Below are 15,520 nucleotides of genomic sequence, written 5' to 3' on the forward strand. Positions count from 1 at the left end.
GCTGTTCGTCGCGGGGGCGACCCACCATTGTCCCCGCCCCGGGAAAACAACACTACGTAGGAGGTACTAGAGACAACCGTTTGGGGCTTTGGCACTCTTGTCACATGACGCTTGCTGTCCGGGCGGTCGCCGCCACTGATCAGGGCCTGGTCCGGTCCAACAACGAAGACGCGGTCTTCGTCGGTAATCGACTGTTCGTGGTGGCGGACGGCATGGGCGGGCTGCCCGCCGGGGAGCTGGCGAGCGACATCCTGGTGCAGACCCTGAGCACGGTCGACACCACGCCGGACACCGGTGAGCCGCTGCAGGACCTGATCACCGCCCTGCAGACCGCCAACCAGCGCATCGAGGCGGCCGTCGCCGACGACGACGCCCGCGACGGCATGGGTACGACGGTGACCGCCCTGCTGCTCTCCGGCGACCGCCTGGCCGCCCTCAACGTCGGCGACTCCCGCTGTTACCTGCTGCGCGACGGCGACTTCCAGCAGCTGACCCGCGACGACACCTACGTCCAGGCGCTCGTCGACCAGGGCGTGCTCACCCCCGACGACGCCCGCCGCCACCCGCAGCGGGCGCTGGTCACGCAGGCGGTGCAGGGCGGCCCGTTCCGCCCGGCCGGCCGCATGATCCCGGCCAAGCTGGGCGACCGTTACCTGCTCTGCAGCGACGGCCTCTCCGATTACGTCGAGGACGCGGTGATCGCACAGACCCTGCGCGACGTGGCCGACCGCAAGTCGTGCGCCGCCGAACTGGTCAACCGCACCCTCGAGAACGGCGCCCCCGACAACGTCACCGTCATCGTCGCCGACGTCGTCGAGGCCTGACATATTCTCGGCGCGTGTTGATGGCTACCGAGCGTCTGGTTCTGCGGCGATTCCGGGCTTCGGACGCGGTGACGCTGGCGGCGTACCGGTCGGTGCCGGAGGTGGCGCGCTACCAGTCGTGGGACGCGCCGTTCCCGGTGGAGAAGGCGGAGGTCGCGGTCCGCAACTTCGCCGCCGGCTCGCCGGAGAAGGCGGGCTGGTTCCAGTACGCGATCGAGCTCACCGCCGAACGGGTGCTGATCGGTGACGTCGCGGTACGGCTGCACGACAATCTCCGGCAGGCCGAGATCGGTTTCACGCTGGATCCCGCGTACCAGAGAAAGGGTTTTGCGACTGAAGCCGTCAGTGCCGTCCTGGACCGGCTGTTCCGCCGCCAGGGGCTGCACAAGGTCACGGGGGAGTGCGACGCCCGCAACAAGCCGTCAGCGGCCCTGCTGGAGCGGCTGGGGTTCACGCGGGAGGGCCACCTGCGGCAGCAGACCTTCATCAAGGGCGAGTGGACCGACGACCTGCTCTACGGCCTGCTGTCCACCGAGTGGAAGTGACCGGGCCCCGGCTGCGCGAGGTGGATCCGCACAGCCGGGGATCAGCGTAATCAGCCCTCGTAGCGCAGCCAGACCGCGCCGAGTGGCGGCACCCGCAGCGACGCCGAGGCGTCAAAGCCGTGCCAGGCCAGGTTCTCCGCGTCGACCGCGCCGAGGTTGCCGACGCCCGAGCCGCCGTACAGCTCGCTGTCGGTGTTGATCACCTCGGACCAGCGGCCGGGGCGGGGCAGGCCGACGCGGTAGCCGTCGTGCGGTACGGCGGCGAAGTTGACCACGCAGGCCAGCGCGCCGCCGTCCGGTGCGAAGCGGACGAACGAGAACGTGTTGTGCTGCGAGTCCTCGCTGGTGATCCACCGGAAGCCGGACGGTGAGGTGTCCTGGGTCCACAGGGCCGGCGTGTCCCGGTACACCCGGTTCAGGTCGGTGACCAGGCCCTTGATGCCGCCGAACTGCGGGTCCTGGAGCAGGTCCCAGTGCAGGCCCTCGCCCTCGTTCCACTCCCGCTCGTCGCCCATCTCGGCGCCCATGAAGAGCAGCTGCTTGCCGGTGAACGCCCACATGAAGCCGAGCAGCGCCCGGGTGTTCGCCAGCTTCTGCCACAGGTCGCCGGGCATCTTGCCGGTGAACGAGCCCTTGCCGTGCACCACCTCGTCGTGGCTGATCGGGAGCATGTAGTTCTCGCTCCACGCGTACACCGTGGCGAAGGTCATCTGGTGGTGGTGCCACTGCCGGTAGATCGGCTCCTTCTCCATGTAGGAGAGGGTGTCGTTCATCCAGCCCATGTTCCACTTGAAGCCGAAGCCGAGACCGCCCAGGTGGGTGGGGCGGGTGACGCCGGGCCAGGCGGTGGACTCCTCGGCGATGGTCATCACGCCGGGGTGGTTCTTGTAGACGGTCGCGTTCATCTCCTGGAGGAAGCTGATCGCGTCCAGGTTCTCCCGGCCGCCGTACTGGTTGGGGGTCCACTCGCCTTCCTTGCGCGAGTAGTCCAGGTAGAGCATCGAGGCGACGGCGTCGACCCGCAGGCCGTCGGCGTGGAACTCCTCGCACCAGTAGAGGGCGTTGGCCACCAGGAAGTTGCGGACCTCCTTGCGGCCGTAGTCGAAGACGTACGTGCCCCAGTCGGGGTGCTCGCCGCGCCGCCAGTCGCCGTGCTCGTAGAGCGGGGTGCCGTCGAAGCGGGCCAGGGCCCACTCGTCCTTCGGGAAGTGCGCCGGAACCCAGTCCAGGATCACGCCGATGCCGGCCTGGTGCAGCTTGTCGACCAGGTGCCGGAACTCGTCCGGGGTGCCGAACCGCGAGGTCGGTGCGAAGTAGCCGGTGACCTGGTATCCCCAGGACCCGCCGAACGGGTGCTCCATCACCGGCATCAGCTCGACGTGCGTGAAACCGGTCTCCACGACGTACTCGACGAGCTGGTCGGCCAGCTCGGTGTACGACAGGCCGGGCCGCCACGAGCCCAGATGCACCTCGTAGCAGCTGATCGGCTCCTGGTGCCAGGACTTGCGGGAACGGTCCCGCATCCACTGCTCGTCGTGCCACTGGTACTCGGACTGGAACACCACCGACGCGGTGGCCGGCGGGACCTCGGTGTGCTGGGCGAGCGGGTCGGCGTGCTCACGCCAGACGCCGTCCCGGCCGAGGATCTTGAACTTGTACCGGGTGCCGATGTGGGCGTTCGGCACGTACAGCTCCCAGACGCCGCTGGAGCCGAGCGAGCGCATCGGCCACCCGTCGAACGGGCCCCAGCCGGCGAAGTCGCCGACCACCTGCACACCGTTCGCCGCGGGCGCCCACACCGAGAACGCCACGCCGGTGCCCTTCGGCTGGGCGCCGAGGACCTTCCACAGCTTCTCGTGCCGGCCCTCACCGATCAGGTGCAGGTCGAGCTCACCGAGGGTGGGCAGGTGCCGGTACGGGTCGTCGCACTGGGTGCCGTCCACGTCGACCCGGTAGTCGAGCACCGTACCGGGCAGCTCGGCGGCGAAGATGCCGTCGTCGTGCACCCGCGTCGCCTCGTACCGTTCACCGTCGTGCAGGATCGCCACCGCCGACGCGCCTTTGCGCAGCGTACGGATGACGGTGCGCCCGCCGTGCGGGTGCGCGCCCAGGATGGCGTGCGGATCGTGGGTCTCTCCGGCGATCACGCTGTTCATGGCGCGCTTGTCGGCGGCCAGCGGTGAGGTGGTGTGCCCGATCATGGCTGAGGGTCTCCTCCGGGGGTGTCTATCAAGCGGGCGATGGACCGCAGCGGGATACGCAGCCATCCGGGCCGGTGGCGCGACTCGTACGCGGCCTCGTAGACCGCCTTGTCCAGTTCGTACGCTGCCAGCAGCTCGCCCCGGTCCCGGGGGTCGACGCCGGCCACGTGCGCGTACCCGTCGCAGAAGGCGGTCCGGTTGCGGTCCACCCACTCGCGGGCCCGCGCCGCCAGGTGCTCGTCCTCGTCCTGGTCCACGAGCAGCTGGTACGCGGCGTACTCGTAGGAGCGCAGCACGCCGGCCACGTCGCGCAGCGGCGAGTCGGGCAGGCGGCGCTCGTCGAGCGGCTGGCCCGGCTCACCCTCGAAGTCGATCAGCAGCCAGGCCTCCGGCGTGCGCAGCACCTGGCCCAGGTGCAGGTCGCCGTGCACCCGCTGGACGACGACCTGCTCGCCGGTGAGCGCGGTGAACCGGCCGGTGATCGCCGGGACGTACTGCTCGAGCTCGGGCACCGCGGCGGCGGCGCTGCGCAGCCGGGCCAGCACCGCGTCCAGCGGGAACGGCGCCGGGCCGGTGCCCAGCTCCTCGGCGAGGGTCAGGTGCACCGACGCGACGGACTCACCGAGCCGGTACGACTCGCCCTGGAAGTCGCCGCCCACCTCGTCCGCGGCGAACGCGGCGTCGGCGAACAGGTCCCGGGCCGACGCGGTGGCCATCGCCCAGCCCTCGGCGGAGTTGGCCGCGTACTCGGTCACCATGCCGAGCGAGCAGGACCCGCCCTCGTCGGCGCTCTGGAACGAGCCGAGCAGCCGGGCCACGTGGACGTTGCCGGCCCGGCCGAGCACCCGGTTCAGCTCGATGTCCGGGTTGATGCCGCAGGTGACCCGGCGGAACACCTTGAGGATCGCGTCCTCGTTGAAGATCACGCTGGTGTTGCTCTGCTCGGCGTCGAAGACCCGCGGCCACGCCTCGAGCGGCAGCGTGATGCCGGGCTCCTTCTCGAAGGTGACGTCGCCCCTGGTCTCGGAGCCTTCCACCAGCCCGAGAAGGTAGCGCGCGGCCTCCGCGTCGTAGAGCGCGTCGTAGCCCACCCGGCCGTCGTCGGCGGTGCCGATCGTGGCCACGGTGTTGTACTCGGCGACCGGGGAGGAGCCCCAGCCGACCATGATCTGGTACCGCTCGGAGCTGCCGTCGGTGTACTCGACGTCGACCAGGACCAGCTCCAGGTCCTCACCGAGCGCGGTGGCCGAGGCCTCCTTGACGGACGCGAGCTCCCGGCTGCGTCCCGCGTACCAGCGTTGTTTCGGTAACCACTCGGCGTAAGGCAAAGTCATTGCTTCTCCTCTGACCCGCACAACTGGAACCAGTAGAAGCCGTGTCCCGGGAGGGTCAGCAGGTACGGCAACTGGCCGATCCGGGGAAAGTTGACGTGCCCGGTCAGCTCCACCGGTGTGTACCCGTTCCAGTGCTGAAGGTTGAGCTCGATCGGCTGCGGGAAGCGTGACAGGTTGTTGACGCAGAGCACCACGTCGTCGCCGATCTCCCGCAGGAACGCCAGCACCGACGGGTTGGAGCCGCCCAGCTCGCGGAACGTGCCGACGGCGAACGCCTCGTGCCGGCGGCGAACAGCCAGCATCGTCCGCGTCCAGTTGAGCAGCGACGTGGCGCTGTCGCGCTGCGCCTCCACGTTCACGGCCTGGTAGCCGTAGACCGGGTCCTGGTTGACCGGCAGGTAGAGCCGTCCTGGCGTGGCAGTGGAGAAACCGGCGTTGCGGTCCGGCGTCCACTGCATCGGCGTGCGCACACCGTCGCGGTCACCGAGCCAGATGTTGTCGCCCATGCCGATCTCGTCGCCGTAGTACAGCACCGGTGAACCGGGCAGCGACAGCAGCAGCGCGGTGAACAGCTCGATCTGGTTCCGGTCGTTCTCCAGCAGCGGGGCGAGCCGGCGGCGGATGCCGACGTTCGCCTTCATCCGCGGGTCCTTGGCGTACTCGGAGTACATGTAGTCGCGCTCTTCGTCGGTGACCATCTCGAGCGTCAGCTCGTCGTGGTTCCGCAGGAAGATGCCCCACTGGGTGTTGTCCGGAATCGCGGGTGTCTGCGCCAGGATCTCCGAGATCGGGAAGCGCGACTCGCGCCGGACCGCCATGAAGATGCGCGGCATCAGCGGGAAGTGGAACGCCATGTGGCACTCGTCGCCGCCGGAGCGGGGATCGCCGAAGTACTCCACCACGTCGGCCGGCCACTGGTTCGCCTCGGCCAGCAGCACCCGGCCCGGGAACTCGTCGTCGATCACCTTGCGGCAGTGCTTGAGGAACGCGTGGGTGGCCGGCAGGTTCTCGCAGTTCGTGCCCTCCTCCTCGAAGAGGTACGGCACCGCGTCCAGCCGGAACCCGTCGATACCCAGGTCCAGCCAGAACCGCAGGACGTCGAGCATCGCCTCCTGCACGGCCGGGTTCTCGTAGTTGAGGTCCGGCTGGTGCGAGAAGAACCGGTGCCAGTAGAACTGCCGCCGCACCGGGTCGAACGTCCAGTTCGACTCCTCGGTGTCGACGAAGATGATCCGCGCGTCCTTGTACTTGTCGCTGGTGTCGCTCCAGACGTAGAAGTCGCCGTACGGCCCCTCCGGGTCGTGCCGCGACGCCTGGAACCACGGGTGCGAGTCGGAGGTGTGGTTCATGACCAGGTCGGTGATGACCCGGATGCCCCGCTTGTGCGCCGCGTCCAGCAGCGCCACGAAGTCCTCGACCGTGCCGAACTCCGGCAGCACCTTGTAGAAGTCGCGGATGTCGTACCCGCCGTCACGCAGCGGCGAGTCGTAGAACGGCGGCAGCCACAGGCAGTCGACGCCCAGCCATTGCAGGTAGTCGAGGCGCTCGATCAGGCCCCGCAGGTCGCCGCCGCCGTCCGACCCGGAGTCGTAGAACGCCCGGACCAGAACCTCGTAGAAGACGGCACGCTGGAACCAGGTGCGATCCGCCGGGAGTGCCCGGGCGTGGCCGAAGTCGCCGGACGTCGGGTGCTCGACCACACCGTCCTCGATGTGGCTGCCCTCCGCCGGATCGTGCTCGCTCGTCAACTCCATCGAGTTCCCCCTACCCCGTCTGCACGACGAAGATGTGCGCCGGCTCGACGTACGGGTCGATCCGGACCGCGTTGTACTGTCCCCACTCGTACGTCGCCCCGCTGATCTGGTCGACGACCGTGAAACGGTCGTGCCAGTCCATGCCCAGCGCCGGCATGTCGAGAGTGGTGTTGCCCCATTGGACGTTGCTCGAGTCGAACGAGCAGATCACCAGGACGGTGTTGCCGGTGTCGGGATCCCGCTTGGAGAAGCAGAGCAGGGCGCCGTTGTCGATCTCGTGGAATCGCAGGTTGCGCAGCCAGTGCAGGGCGGGATTCTCGTCGCGGAGCCGGTTCAGCCGGGTGAGGTACGGCGCCAGGGACCGGCCGGCCCGCTCGGCCGCCGCCCAGTCCCGCGGCTTGAGTTCGAACTTCTCGTTGTCGATGTACTCCTCGGCGCCGGGACGCGGCACGTGCTCGAAGAGCTCGTAGCCCGAATACATACCCCAGGACGGGGTGAGCATCGCCGCCAGCACCGCGCGGATCTTGAACATCGGCGGCCCGCCGCGCTGCAGCGACTCGTGCAGGATGTCCGGCGTGTTCGGCCAGAAGTTCGGCCGCATCCAGTCCACCGTGGTGAGCAGCTGCTGCATGTACTCACGCATCTCGCCGGCCGTGGTGCGCCAGGTGAAGTACGTGTACGACTGGCTGAAACCGATCTTCCCGAGCCCGTTCATCATGGCAGGCCGGGTGAACGCCTCGGCCAGGAACAGCACGTCCGGGTCGGTTTCCTTCACCTTCGGGATCAGCCACTGCCAGAAGTTGACGGCCTTGGTGTGCGGGTTGTCGACCCGGAAGATCTTGACGCCCGCGCTGACCCAGTGCATGACCACGCGGTAGACCTCGTCGCGCAGCGTGCGGTAGTCGTTGTCCCAGTTGATCGGGTAGATGTCCTGGTACTTCTTGGGCGGGTTCTCGGCGTACGCGATGGAGCCGTCGGCGCGGGTGGTGAAGAACTGCGGGTGCGACTTGACCCACGGGTGGTCCGGTGCGGCCTGCAGGGCGAGGTCCAGCGCAACCTCCATGCCCAGCTCCTCGGCGCGCTCGCGGAACGCCTTGAAGTCGTCGAGGGTCCCCAGCTCGGGGTGGATCGCGTCGTGACCGCCCTCGTCCGAGCCGATCGCCCACGGCGAGCCGACGTCCTCCGGACGGGCGACCAGGGTGTTGTTCCGGCCCTTGCGGTTGATCTTTCCGATGGGGTGGATCGGAGGGAGGTAGACGACGTTGAAGCCCATCGCCGCGATGGCGGGCAGCCGCTCCGCCGCGGTCCGGAAGGTGCCGTGCTTGATCGGGGTGGCGTCCGGGCCGACCTCGGCGCCCTCGGAGCGCGGGAAGAACTCGTACCACGCGGAGTAGAGGGCGCGCTTGCGGTCCACCCAGAGCGCGAACGAGCGGGTCGTGGTGACCAGCTGCCGCACCGGGTGGTGCCAGAGCAGCTCCTCCAGGTCCAGCGCCGGGGTGACCCGGGCGAACAGGGAACGCTGCCCGTCGCGCAGGGCCGCGGCCGCGTCACGGACCCGGTCCTCGTCGCCGGGCGGCACGATCTTGGCGGCCAGGTCGATGACGTCGGCGCCCTCGGCCAGGTCGTTGGCGAGGTCCTCGGCACCCTGCCCGGCGCCGATCTTCTTCACCACCGCGTCGCGCCATGTCCGGTAAGGATCGTCGAACGCCTCGACGGTGAAGGTCCAGCGGCCCACCACGTCGGGCTTGATGGCGGCATGCCACTGGTCGAGACCCGGCTCGCCCGGGGTCATCCGGGTGAACGGCTTGGTCTCGCCGTCGGGGCCACGCCATACCACGTTCACACCGAGGGCGTGGTGGCCTTCGCGATAGGACACCGCCGAGACCGGCACGAGTTCGCCGACCACCGCTTTCGCGGGGTAGCGGCCACCGGAAACAGCCGGTGTCACGTCTTCGATGGGGAAGCGACCGGTCATGATCTCCACCGTAGTCAGAGGGGCGCGGGAGGACTCGGCGACCGGAAAACCACCGCCGTCGTCCTTTGACTTCTCCGCAGTGGAGGAAATGAAACCGGCCGAGAGCCGATGCACCTCAACCTACCGGAGCGCGCTCAGCGCGGCCCATCCGGACGCGGCCGCGCGCCACCGGAAAACACGACAAGTTCACCTGATCGCAACAGGCGTTCATCGTGCGGCGGCCGCAGCTCCGGGACCGCTCCGGCGAGCAGTACCACATCGCCCGCCCGGCGTCCCCTCAACACCCCGCTTCCGCCCAGCAGTGCCACAGCGAACCACCACCCCGATTCACAATCCTTTCCGGTACGCCTGAAGCGCTCGACCTGGCCCGCAACGCCCGGCCCGGGCGGCCCGGGGAGTGTGTCGGTTGCCGCCGGTTGCCATCGGGTGACCCTGCTCAAGACCGGGCTCCGGCTCCCGAGCTATATCCCTGACGCGAGCCGGACACGGCAAGCGCCTGAGGGAGGGGAATCCCACCGTGGCCGGACCATCCACCGCACTCTCGCCGGTGATCGCCGCCAGTACGCACTGGCTGGCCCGCGCCTACCCCGGGGGAGACTCCAACACGGTCGCGCACACCCTCGCCGAGCTCCAGGCCCGCCAGGCGGTGACCGTCGCCGCCTGGCTGCGGTACCCCACCGAGGTCGACGCCGCGCTCGTCGCGATCGCCGGGCCCGGCGGTTCCGCACTGCTCGACTGGAAGGCCGGCAGCGAGCCCGAGGACGAGTTCGCCGACGGCGAGGGCTGGCGCACCTGGGTCGACGAGGTCGTCGTGAGCTGGGCCGCCTGCCTGCTCGCCGACCCGATGCTGGCCCGCCGCGGGGTCGACTCGGTGATCGCCGCGATGCCGATCACCGACCCCCGGCCCCGCCCGCACGCCCGCCGCCCCGGTGGCCTGCCCACCGAGTTCCGCCGCCTGCTCCAGCCGGACACCCGCGACCGGGACGCTGCCGCGCTGCTGCGCCACCCTGATCTGCTGGACCCGATCGCGTCGATGCACCGCGACACTCTGCTCTACCTGCTGGACGCTGAGCAGGACCGCGCGCCGCTTGCCGCGTAAGGCGCTTTCCGCCGCCGCTGTTTGAGGTGTTCCCTGTTCGCCCCTTCCGGCCGGATCCCGGTGGGTCACGCACCCTCGTGACTCAGCGGGACGGGAGGGACTGAGAGGCCGCAAGACCGGTGCTGCCCTGTCCTCCTGGGCGCCGGTCTTGCGGCCTCTCTCTGTTCTCCTCGTCCCGCCACGCGGCTTGGCCAGCGCACCGCTTCGCCGCCGGTCGGCCACCGCGCCCGCCGACCTTGGCCGCGTCTGTCGGTCGGATGGCGAGGGGGGGGGGTGGTGTTCAGCCGTTGGCGAGGCGGGGTGGGAAGCCGCCGGTGGCGATCGGGCCCCACGACTCGATGGTGACTCGGATCAGGCATTTGCCCTGGTCGCGCATTGCTTGACGGTATTCGTCCCAGTGGGGGTGCTCGCCGGAGATGGAGCGGAAGTAGTCGACCAGGGGCTCCACCGCCTCGGGCAGGTCGATCACCTCGGCGACGCCGTCGACCTGCACCCACGGACCGTTCCACTCCTCGGAGAGGACGCAGAGGCTGACCCGCGGGTCGCGGCGGATGTTCGCCACCTTGGCGCGCTCCGGGTAGCTGGAGATCACGATCCGGCCCTCGGTGTCCACACCGCACGAGTTGGGCGAGGACTGCGGGCGGCCGTCCTTGCGGGTCGTCATCAGGATCGCGTGGTGCCGGGGGCGCAGGAACTCGATCAGCTCCTCCCGCCCGACGCGGCTGTTCGTCGCGATGGTGCGTGCCATTTTTTCCCTACCGGTTCGGATGGGGCCCGTGCGGGCCGCGTCGGCTGCTGGTCTTGGACGGGCCGGGTGGGCTAGTGGATCTGGTGGGACTGGGCGGCTGCGTCGACCTGGATGGCGCCGGGGTCCTGGGGGCCGGGGCCGGCGGCGGCCTGTTCGGCGCTGACCGCGGCGCCGATGATGCCGGCGTTGTTGAGCAGGGTGGCGGCGACGATCGGGGTGCGCAGGTCGAGCAGGGGGAAGAACTTCTCCGACTTCTTGCTCACGCCGCCGCCGATGATGAACAGCCGCGGTGAGAGCAGCATCTCGACGTGCCGCAGGTAGCGCTCGACGCGGGGGGCCCACTGCTCCCAGCTCAGCTCCTCGGACTCGCGGACGCGGTCGGAGGCGAGCAACTCGGCGTCGCGGCCGTCGAGCTCGAGGTGGCCCAGCTCGGTGTTGGGCAGCAGGACGCCGTCGAGGAACAGGGCGCTGCCGATGCCGGTGCCGAAGGTCAGCATCATGATCAGGCCGGACTGGTCGCGGCCGGCGCCGAACGCGACCTCGGCCGCACCGGCGGCGTCGGCGTCGTTGAGCACGGTCACCGGCATGCCGAGGCGCTCGGTGAACAGCTGGGCGGCGGGCGCGTTGAGCCAGGACTTGTCGACATTCGCCGCGGTGAGGGTCACGCCGTCGACCACCACGCCGGGGAAGGTGATGCCGACCCGCTCGATCCCGTCGAACTTGCCGGCCACCTCGGCGACCGCCTCGACGACGCTCTCCACGTCGGCGGGCTGTGGGGTGGGCACACGGAACCGCTCCTCGAGCAGGTCGCCGCGGACGGTGTCGACCGGGGCGCCCTTCACTCCGGAGCCGCCGATGTCGATGCCGAGGATGCTCATCCGTCTTCCGTTCTTCATTTCGGGTGCTTTCCCGGATTGGTGTCTACCACGCCGCACCGACAGTAAATCTTGCGCTCCGACGGATCGTGAGCGACCGACACCATAGGATGAACCCGCTCCGTAGTTCCCGTATTCACGCATCGTCACTCATACTTTCGGCTAGTCGCTTGTCGTCTCCTCGGCTAGCGTTGCCTCAAAGAACGGTCGCCGCGCGCGGGCACGGCTCTCTGCCCGCTGATGGAGGACCTGTCCATGACGCTCATCGAGACCTCACCGCCAACCACACCACGAACCACCCGGATCAGTCCGGAGACCAGCGCTTCCGACCTGCTCGACCTGATGGCCGTCGCGCCACCCGAGCAGCGGGCGAGACTCCGGGACCGGGCGATCGAGGCCTGGCTTCCTCTCGCCCGTCACCTCGCCCACCGGTACTCCGGCCGTGGCGAGCCCACCGACGACCTGGTCCAGACCGCCACCGTGGGCCTGATCAAAGCTGTCGACAAGTTCGACCCGGAACGTGGCGTCGACTTCGCCGGTTACGCGATCCCGACCATCATCGGCGAGATCAAGCGGCACTTCCGGGACCGCACCTGGTCGGTCCGTGTGCCCCGCCGGCTGCAGGAGCTGCGCCTGGCGATCACCGAGGCGAACAGCACGCTCACGCACAGCCTCGGCCGCTCGCCGACAGTCCCCGACATCGCGGTCCACCTGGGCATCAGCGAGGAGGACGTGCTCGAGGGCCTGGAGGGCGCCCGGGCGTACAACGCGACCTCCCTGTCCACGCCGATCAGCGCGGACGGCAGCACCGAGCTGGGTGACACGCTCGGCGGCGTCGACCACGAGTACGAGATCGCCGAGACCCGGGTCGCCCTGGGCCCCGCGATGGCGACGCTGGACGAGCGCGAGCAGAAGATCCTGACGCTGCGGTTCTACGGCAACCTCACCCAGTCGCAGATCGCCGATCAGGTCGGTATCTCCCAGATGCACGTGTCCCGGCTGCTCACCAAGGCACTCAGCAAGCTGCGCAACCAGCTCGTCCTCTAGGCCCCAAGCCGCCGGCGCGGACGAAGGGAAGCACGAACCGTGGGGAATCCAGGTGCGGATTCCCCACGTTGCTGTGCCGAGGCGCCGCCGCCGGATCACTGGGCGCCGCTGGCCCGCCAGTTCAGCTGGATCAGCAGGTGACGTGCCTCGTCCGCGACCTCGGCGTCGGCGAGTACCGCGTACTGGGCGGCCTGCAGTGAGCTGCGCGACGTGAAGTCGCGGCGCCCGCCGGTCGCGGCGTGCGCGATGGCTCCGAAGATGGCGCCCCACACGGCACCGATCAGCACCGTGGTGAGAATGACCGCGATCCATCCGGAGTCGCTGAACAGGCCGAAGAGCAGCCCGATGAAGAGGCCGAACCAGGCACCGCTGGCCGCGCCGGCGACGGCGGCCCGCCCGACGGTGAGGCGGCCGAGCACGTTCTCGACCAGGCGCAGGTCGGTTCCGACGATCGAGGTCCGCTGAACCGGGAACTTGTTGTCCGACAGGTAGTCGACGGCCTGCTGGGCGAGCGCGTAGTCCGGGTAGGAACCGACGACCACCGTCGGGCCGGTGTTCCGGCCCAGCCCGGCGGCCTTGCTGGGCAGGTCGGGAACCCCGGCCGGACCGGGCGGCACCGACGAACCGGGCACCGCGGCCGCCGGGTTGTCAGCGGGCCCAGCACCGGCCGGAAGACCGGAGGAAGCACCGGCCGGAGGCCCGGAAGGAGCACCGGAAGAGGTGCCGGAAGGAGCACCGGAAGGAGCACCGGAAGAGGTGCCGGAGGGAGAATCGGAGGGAGTGCCGGAGGGGGTGGTGGTCATTTCTTGCCTCCCTGGACGGGCCGGCCGGCGGGCGGTTCGCCCGCGGTGAGCCGGACCCACAGAATGAAGGTGCCGGCGACGCAGGCGACGATGCCCGCCGCGCCGGCGAGGAACGCGTACTTGCCGGACACGAAGTCCGGGAAGACCCGCTCGGACAGGGCCACGGCGACCAGGCCGACCATGGCGGCCGCCGCGGTGACCGCGCCGGTGATGCCGAGGACCAGCATCACCAGGCGGTTCGGGAGGTGCAGCGGCCGGGTGCCGCCGGACAGGCGCAGGCGTACGCCCCACACCGCCAGCGATCCCCAGGCCAGCACGATGAGCAGGGCGGCGACCGCGTCGCTGGGGCGGTGCCACTCGGCCCACACGGTGGCGACCGCGACGACCGCGACGTAGGCGGCGCCGGCCAGCCCGACAGTGCCGCGCAGTGCCCGCGGGAAGACCAGCACCAGCACGAACGCGACCGAGGCGGCGGCCGCGGTGTGCCCGCTCGGGAACGAGTTGGGCATCCCGGTGCCGTCCAGGTCCGGCCGGTCCAGCCCGGCCTTGAGCATCTGCACGGTGACGTTCGCGGCGATCACCGTGAGGGTGGCCGCGACGGACAGATCGAGGCGGCGCCGCAGGGCGCCGAGGGCCGCGGCGAGCACGCAGACCAGGGCGAGGATCACCAGCTGGGTGGCGTTGAGCGTACGGGAGAGCACGTCGGTCACCTGGGGATGGTCGACGTCGCCGCCCCGCATCGCCGCGGTGTCGATCTGCTGGCCCAGCGGGGTGCGTATGAAGCCGTACCAGACGGCGGCGGCACCGGCGGCCGCGGTGATGGAGACGAACAGTGGCGAGACCGTGTGCCAGGTGCTCCGGCCCGAGGGCACGGGAGCGGTCCTGACACGGGCGGGGCGCGGCTCGACGGCCGTCATGTCGTCCTCCATAGCGACTGGCGCTGGCGATGTCGTCACGCCTTTCCCCGTGGCGTGATTTTCCAAGCACGGGCGATCATCCTCCCCGGCGTTGCCTGAGTCACTGCAACGCGCCCGCACCCTTTCCGGCGCCCGCCGGATCATCGCAACGCGCCCGCACCCTTTTCGGCTCCGGGGGCGCAACGCCCGGAACGGACCTTCATAGGCGATGGCTGCCGCAACGAGGGGACGTTCTTTCATGTCGCACAGCACCCGACGACTGCTCACCGGCGCTCTGCTGGTGCTTGCCGCCGGGACCGGGGTGGGTGTGTCGCCGGTCGCGGCGTCCGCGGCCGGTTCCGCGGCCACCATCGACGTCGGCAGCGCGCTGAAGGCCCGCTCGGCGCCCACCCTGACCGCCAAGGTGGTCGGCTCGCTGCGCGACGGGCAGAAGGTCACCGTCGACTGCTCGGTGACCGGCCAGCCGGTCCGGGGAAAGGTCCGCACCACGGCCACCTGGGACCGGCTCAGTGACGGGTCCTACATTTCGCACGCTTACGTCCGTACCAAAGCCAAGGTTTCCTCTTGCACTGCCGCCGGACCGGTGGCACCTCGCGATGCCAAGACCGCGACGTTCGTGACCGGCCGGGTGCGCAGCGCCGACGGTGTGGTCAACGTGCGCACCGGCTCGTCCACCGTGAGCGGCGTGGCCCGCAAGGTCGCCAACGGTGCGACGGTGAAGGTGTCGTGTGCCGTACAGGGTGCCCGGGTTGCCGGGACCGTCCGGACCACCACACAGTGGGACCGGCTCACCGACGGTAAGTACATCTCTCACGCGTACGTCGTCTCCCCGGCCGTCAAGGCCTGCCCGGCGCCCGTCCCCGTGCCCGCACCGGCGCAGCCCGCCCTGACGCCCGACCAGTTCATCGCCGCCGCCGTGCCCGGTGCCCAGCAGGGCTGGCGCCAGTACGGCGTCCCGCCGTCAGTGACCATCGCCCAGTCGATCCTGGAGTCCGGCTGGGGCCGCAGCAGCCTGTCCGCGACGGACCGCAACTACTTCGGGATCAAGTGCCAGAACGGCTACTACGGCCCGCACGCCACCGGCTGCCACGTCTACCGGACCGACGAGTGCACCAAGGCCGGCAAGTGCTTCGAGACGGCTGACGCGTTCCGCACCTACGCCACGATGGCGCGCTCGTTCCGCGACCACGGCCACTTCCTGCGCGACAACAAGCGGTACGGCCCGGCGTTCACCTACACCCGGGACGCCAACAAGTTCATCTGGACCGTGTGGAAGGCCGGGTACGCCACCGACCCGAAGTACTACACCAAGGTCACCGGCATCATGGCCACCTACAACCTGTACCGCTACGACACCTGGAAGTAACACCAACGAGGGCGTTTTGCGGCATACGCTCT

General features: G+C 69.7%; 13 protein-coding genes. 5 read left to right on the plus strand and 8 right to left on the minus strand.

Annotated features, from left to right (window positions below):
* The first annotated feature begins 104 nt into the window (after positions 1 to 104).
* Both ACFQV6_RS18640 and ACFQV6_RS18645 read left to right on the plus strand, forming a co-directional pair.
* Positions 105 to 824 carry a PP2C family protein-serine/threonine phosphatase gene (locus ACFQV6_RS18640; protein ID WP_378028763.1) on the plus strand — a complete coding sequence of 240 codons (720 nt, stop codon included), beginning with the start codon at positions 105 to 107 and terminating at the stop codon, positions 822 to 824.
* Positions 825 to 844: 20 nt separating this feature from the next.
* On the plus strand, positions 845 to 1,369 hold the full coding sequence (locus ACFQV6_RS18645; protein ID WP_378028869.1) for a GNAT family N-acetyltransferase: 525 nt from the start codon (positions 845 to 847) through the stop codon (positions 1,367 to 1,369).
* 50 nt (positions 1,370 to 1,419) lie between these two features.
* Here the strand turns inward: ACFQV6_RS18645 and glgB are convergent, their stop codons facing one another.
* Genes glgB through ACFQV6_RS18665 form a run of 4 tightly spaced genes read right to left on the minus strand, consistent with a single transcriptional unit; the run spans position 1,420 to position 8,633 of the window.
* Entirely contained in the window at positions 1,420 to 3,570 is a 2,151-nt protein-coding gene (gene glgB, locus ACFQV6_RS18650; protein ID WP_378028764.1) for a 1,4-alpha-glucan branching protein GlgB, read from the minus strand.
* Positions 3,567 to 4,904 (minus strand): maltokinase, encoded by a 1,338-nt coding sequence (locus tag ACFQV6_RS18655; RefSeq protein ID WP_378028765.1) that lies wholly within the window; start codon positions 4,902 to 4,904, stop codon positions 3,567 to 3,569. Before ACFQV6_RS18655 ends, glgB begins: the two co-directional genes overlap by 4 nt.
* Positions 4,901 to 6,658 (minus strand): maltose alpha-D-glucosyltransferase, encoded by a 1,758-nt coding sequence (gene treS, locus ACFQV6_RS18660; protein ID WP_378028766.1) that lies wholly within the window; start codon positions 6,656 to 6,658, stop codon positions 4,901 to 4,903. Before treS ends, ACFQV6_RS18655 begins: the two co-directional genes overlap by 4 nt.
* Before the next feature lie 10 nt (positions 6,659 to 6,668).
* Entirely contained in the window at positions 6,669 to 8,633 is a 1,965-nt protein-coding gene (locus ACFQV6_RS18665) for an alpha-1,4-glucan--maltose-1-phosphate maltosyltransferase (protein ID WP_378028767.1), read from the minus strand.
* A gap of 517 nt (positions 8,634 to 9,150) precedes the next feature.
* Here ACFQV6_RS18665 and ACFQV6_RS18670 point away from each other — a divergent pair.
* Positions 9,151 to 9,732 (plus strand): hypothetical protein, encoded by a 582-nt coding sequence (locus ACFQV6_RS18670; protein WP_378028768.1) that lies wholly within the window; start codon positions 9,151 to 9,153, stop codon positions 9,730 to 9,732.
* Positions 9,733 to 10,012: 280 nt separating this feature from the next.
* Here the strand turns inward: ACFQV6_RS18670 and ACFQV6_RS18675 are convergent, their stop codons facing one another.
* On the minus strand, positions 10,013 to 10,480 hold the full coding sequence (locus tag ACFQV6_RS18675) for a PPOX class F420-dependent oxidoreductase (protein ID WP_378028769.1): 468 nt from the start codon (positions 10,478 to 10,480) through the stop codon (positions 10,013 to 10,015).
* A 71-nt stretch (positions 10,481 to 10,551) separates the two neighbouring features.
* A complete protein-coding gene (gene ppgK / locus ACFQV6_RS18680; RefSeq protein ID WP_378028770.1) occupies positions 10,552 to 11,376 on the minus strand; it encodes a polyphosphate--glucose phosphotransferase in 825 nt (274 codons plus the stop codon).
* Positions 11,377 to 11,610: 234 nt separating this feature from the next.
* Here ppgK and ACFQV6_RS18685 point away from each other — a divergent pair, with 234 nt between their 5' ends.
* Entirely contained in the window at positions 11,611 to 12,402 is a 792-nt protein-coding gene (locus tag ACFQV6_RS18685) for an RNA polymerase sigma factor SigF (RefSeq protein WP_378028771.1), read from the plus strand.
* A gap of 95 nt (positions 12,403 to 12,497) precedes the next feature.
* Here the strand turns inward: ACFQV6_RS18685 and ACFQV6_RS18690 are convergent, their stop codons facing one another.
* Both ACFQV6_RS18690 and ACFQV6_RS18695 read right to left on the minus strand, forming a co-directional pair.
* Complete coding sequence (locus ACFQV6_RS18690) at positions 12,498 to 13,034, minus strand: general stress protein (protein ID WP_378028870.1); 537 nt, start codon at positions 13,032 to 13,034, stop codon at positions 12,498 to 12,500.
* Positions 13,035 to 13,201: 167 nt separating this feature from the next.
* Positions 13,202 to 14,122: a phosphatase PAP2 family protein gene (locus ACFQV6_RS18695; RefSeq protein ID WP_378028772.1), complete on the minus strand. Its 921-nt coding sequence runs from the start codon at positions 14,120 to 14,122 to the stop codon at positions 13,202 to 13,204.
* A gap of 238 nt (positions 14,123 to 14,360) precedes the next feature.
* Between ACFQV6_RS18695 and gsmA the strand changes: the two genes are divergently transcribed.
* Complete coding sequence (gene gsmA, locus ACFQV6_RS18700; protein ID WP_378028773.1) at positions 14,361 to 15,488, plus strand: sporangiospore maturation cell wall hydrolase GsmA; 1,128 nt, start codon at positions 14,361 to 14,363, stop codon at positions 15,486 to 15,488.
* The last annotated feature ends 32 nt before the right edge of the window (positions 15,489 to 15,520 follow it).

The sequence above is a fragment of the Actinoplanes sp. GCM10030250 genome (assembly GCF_042666575.1).
GTDB lineage: Bacteria > Actinomycetota > Actinomycetes > Mycobacteriales > Micromonosporaceae > Actinoplanes.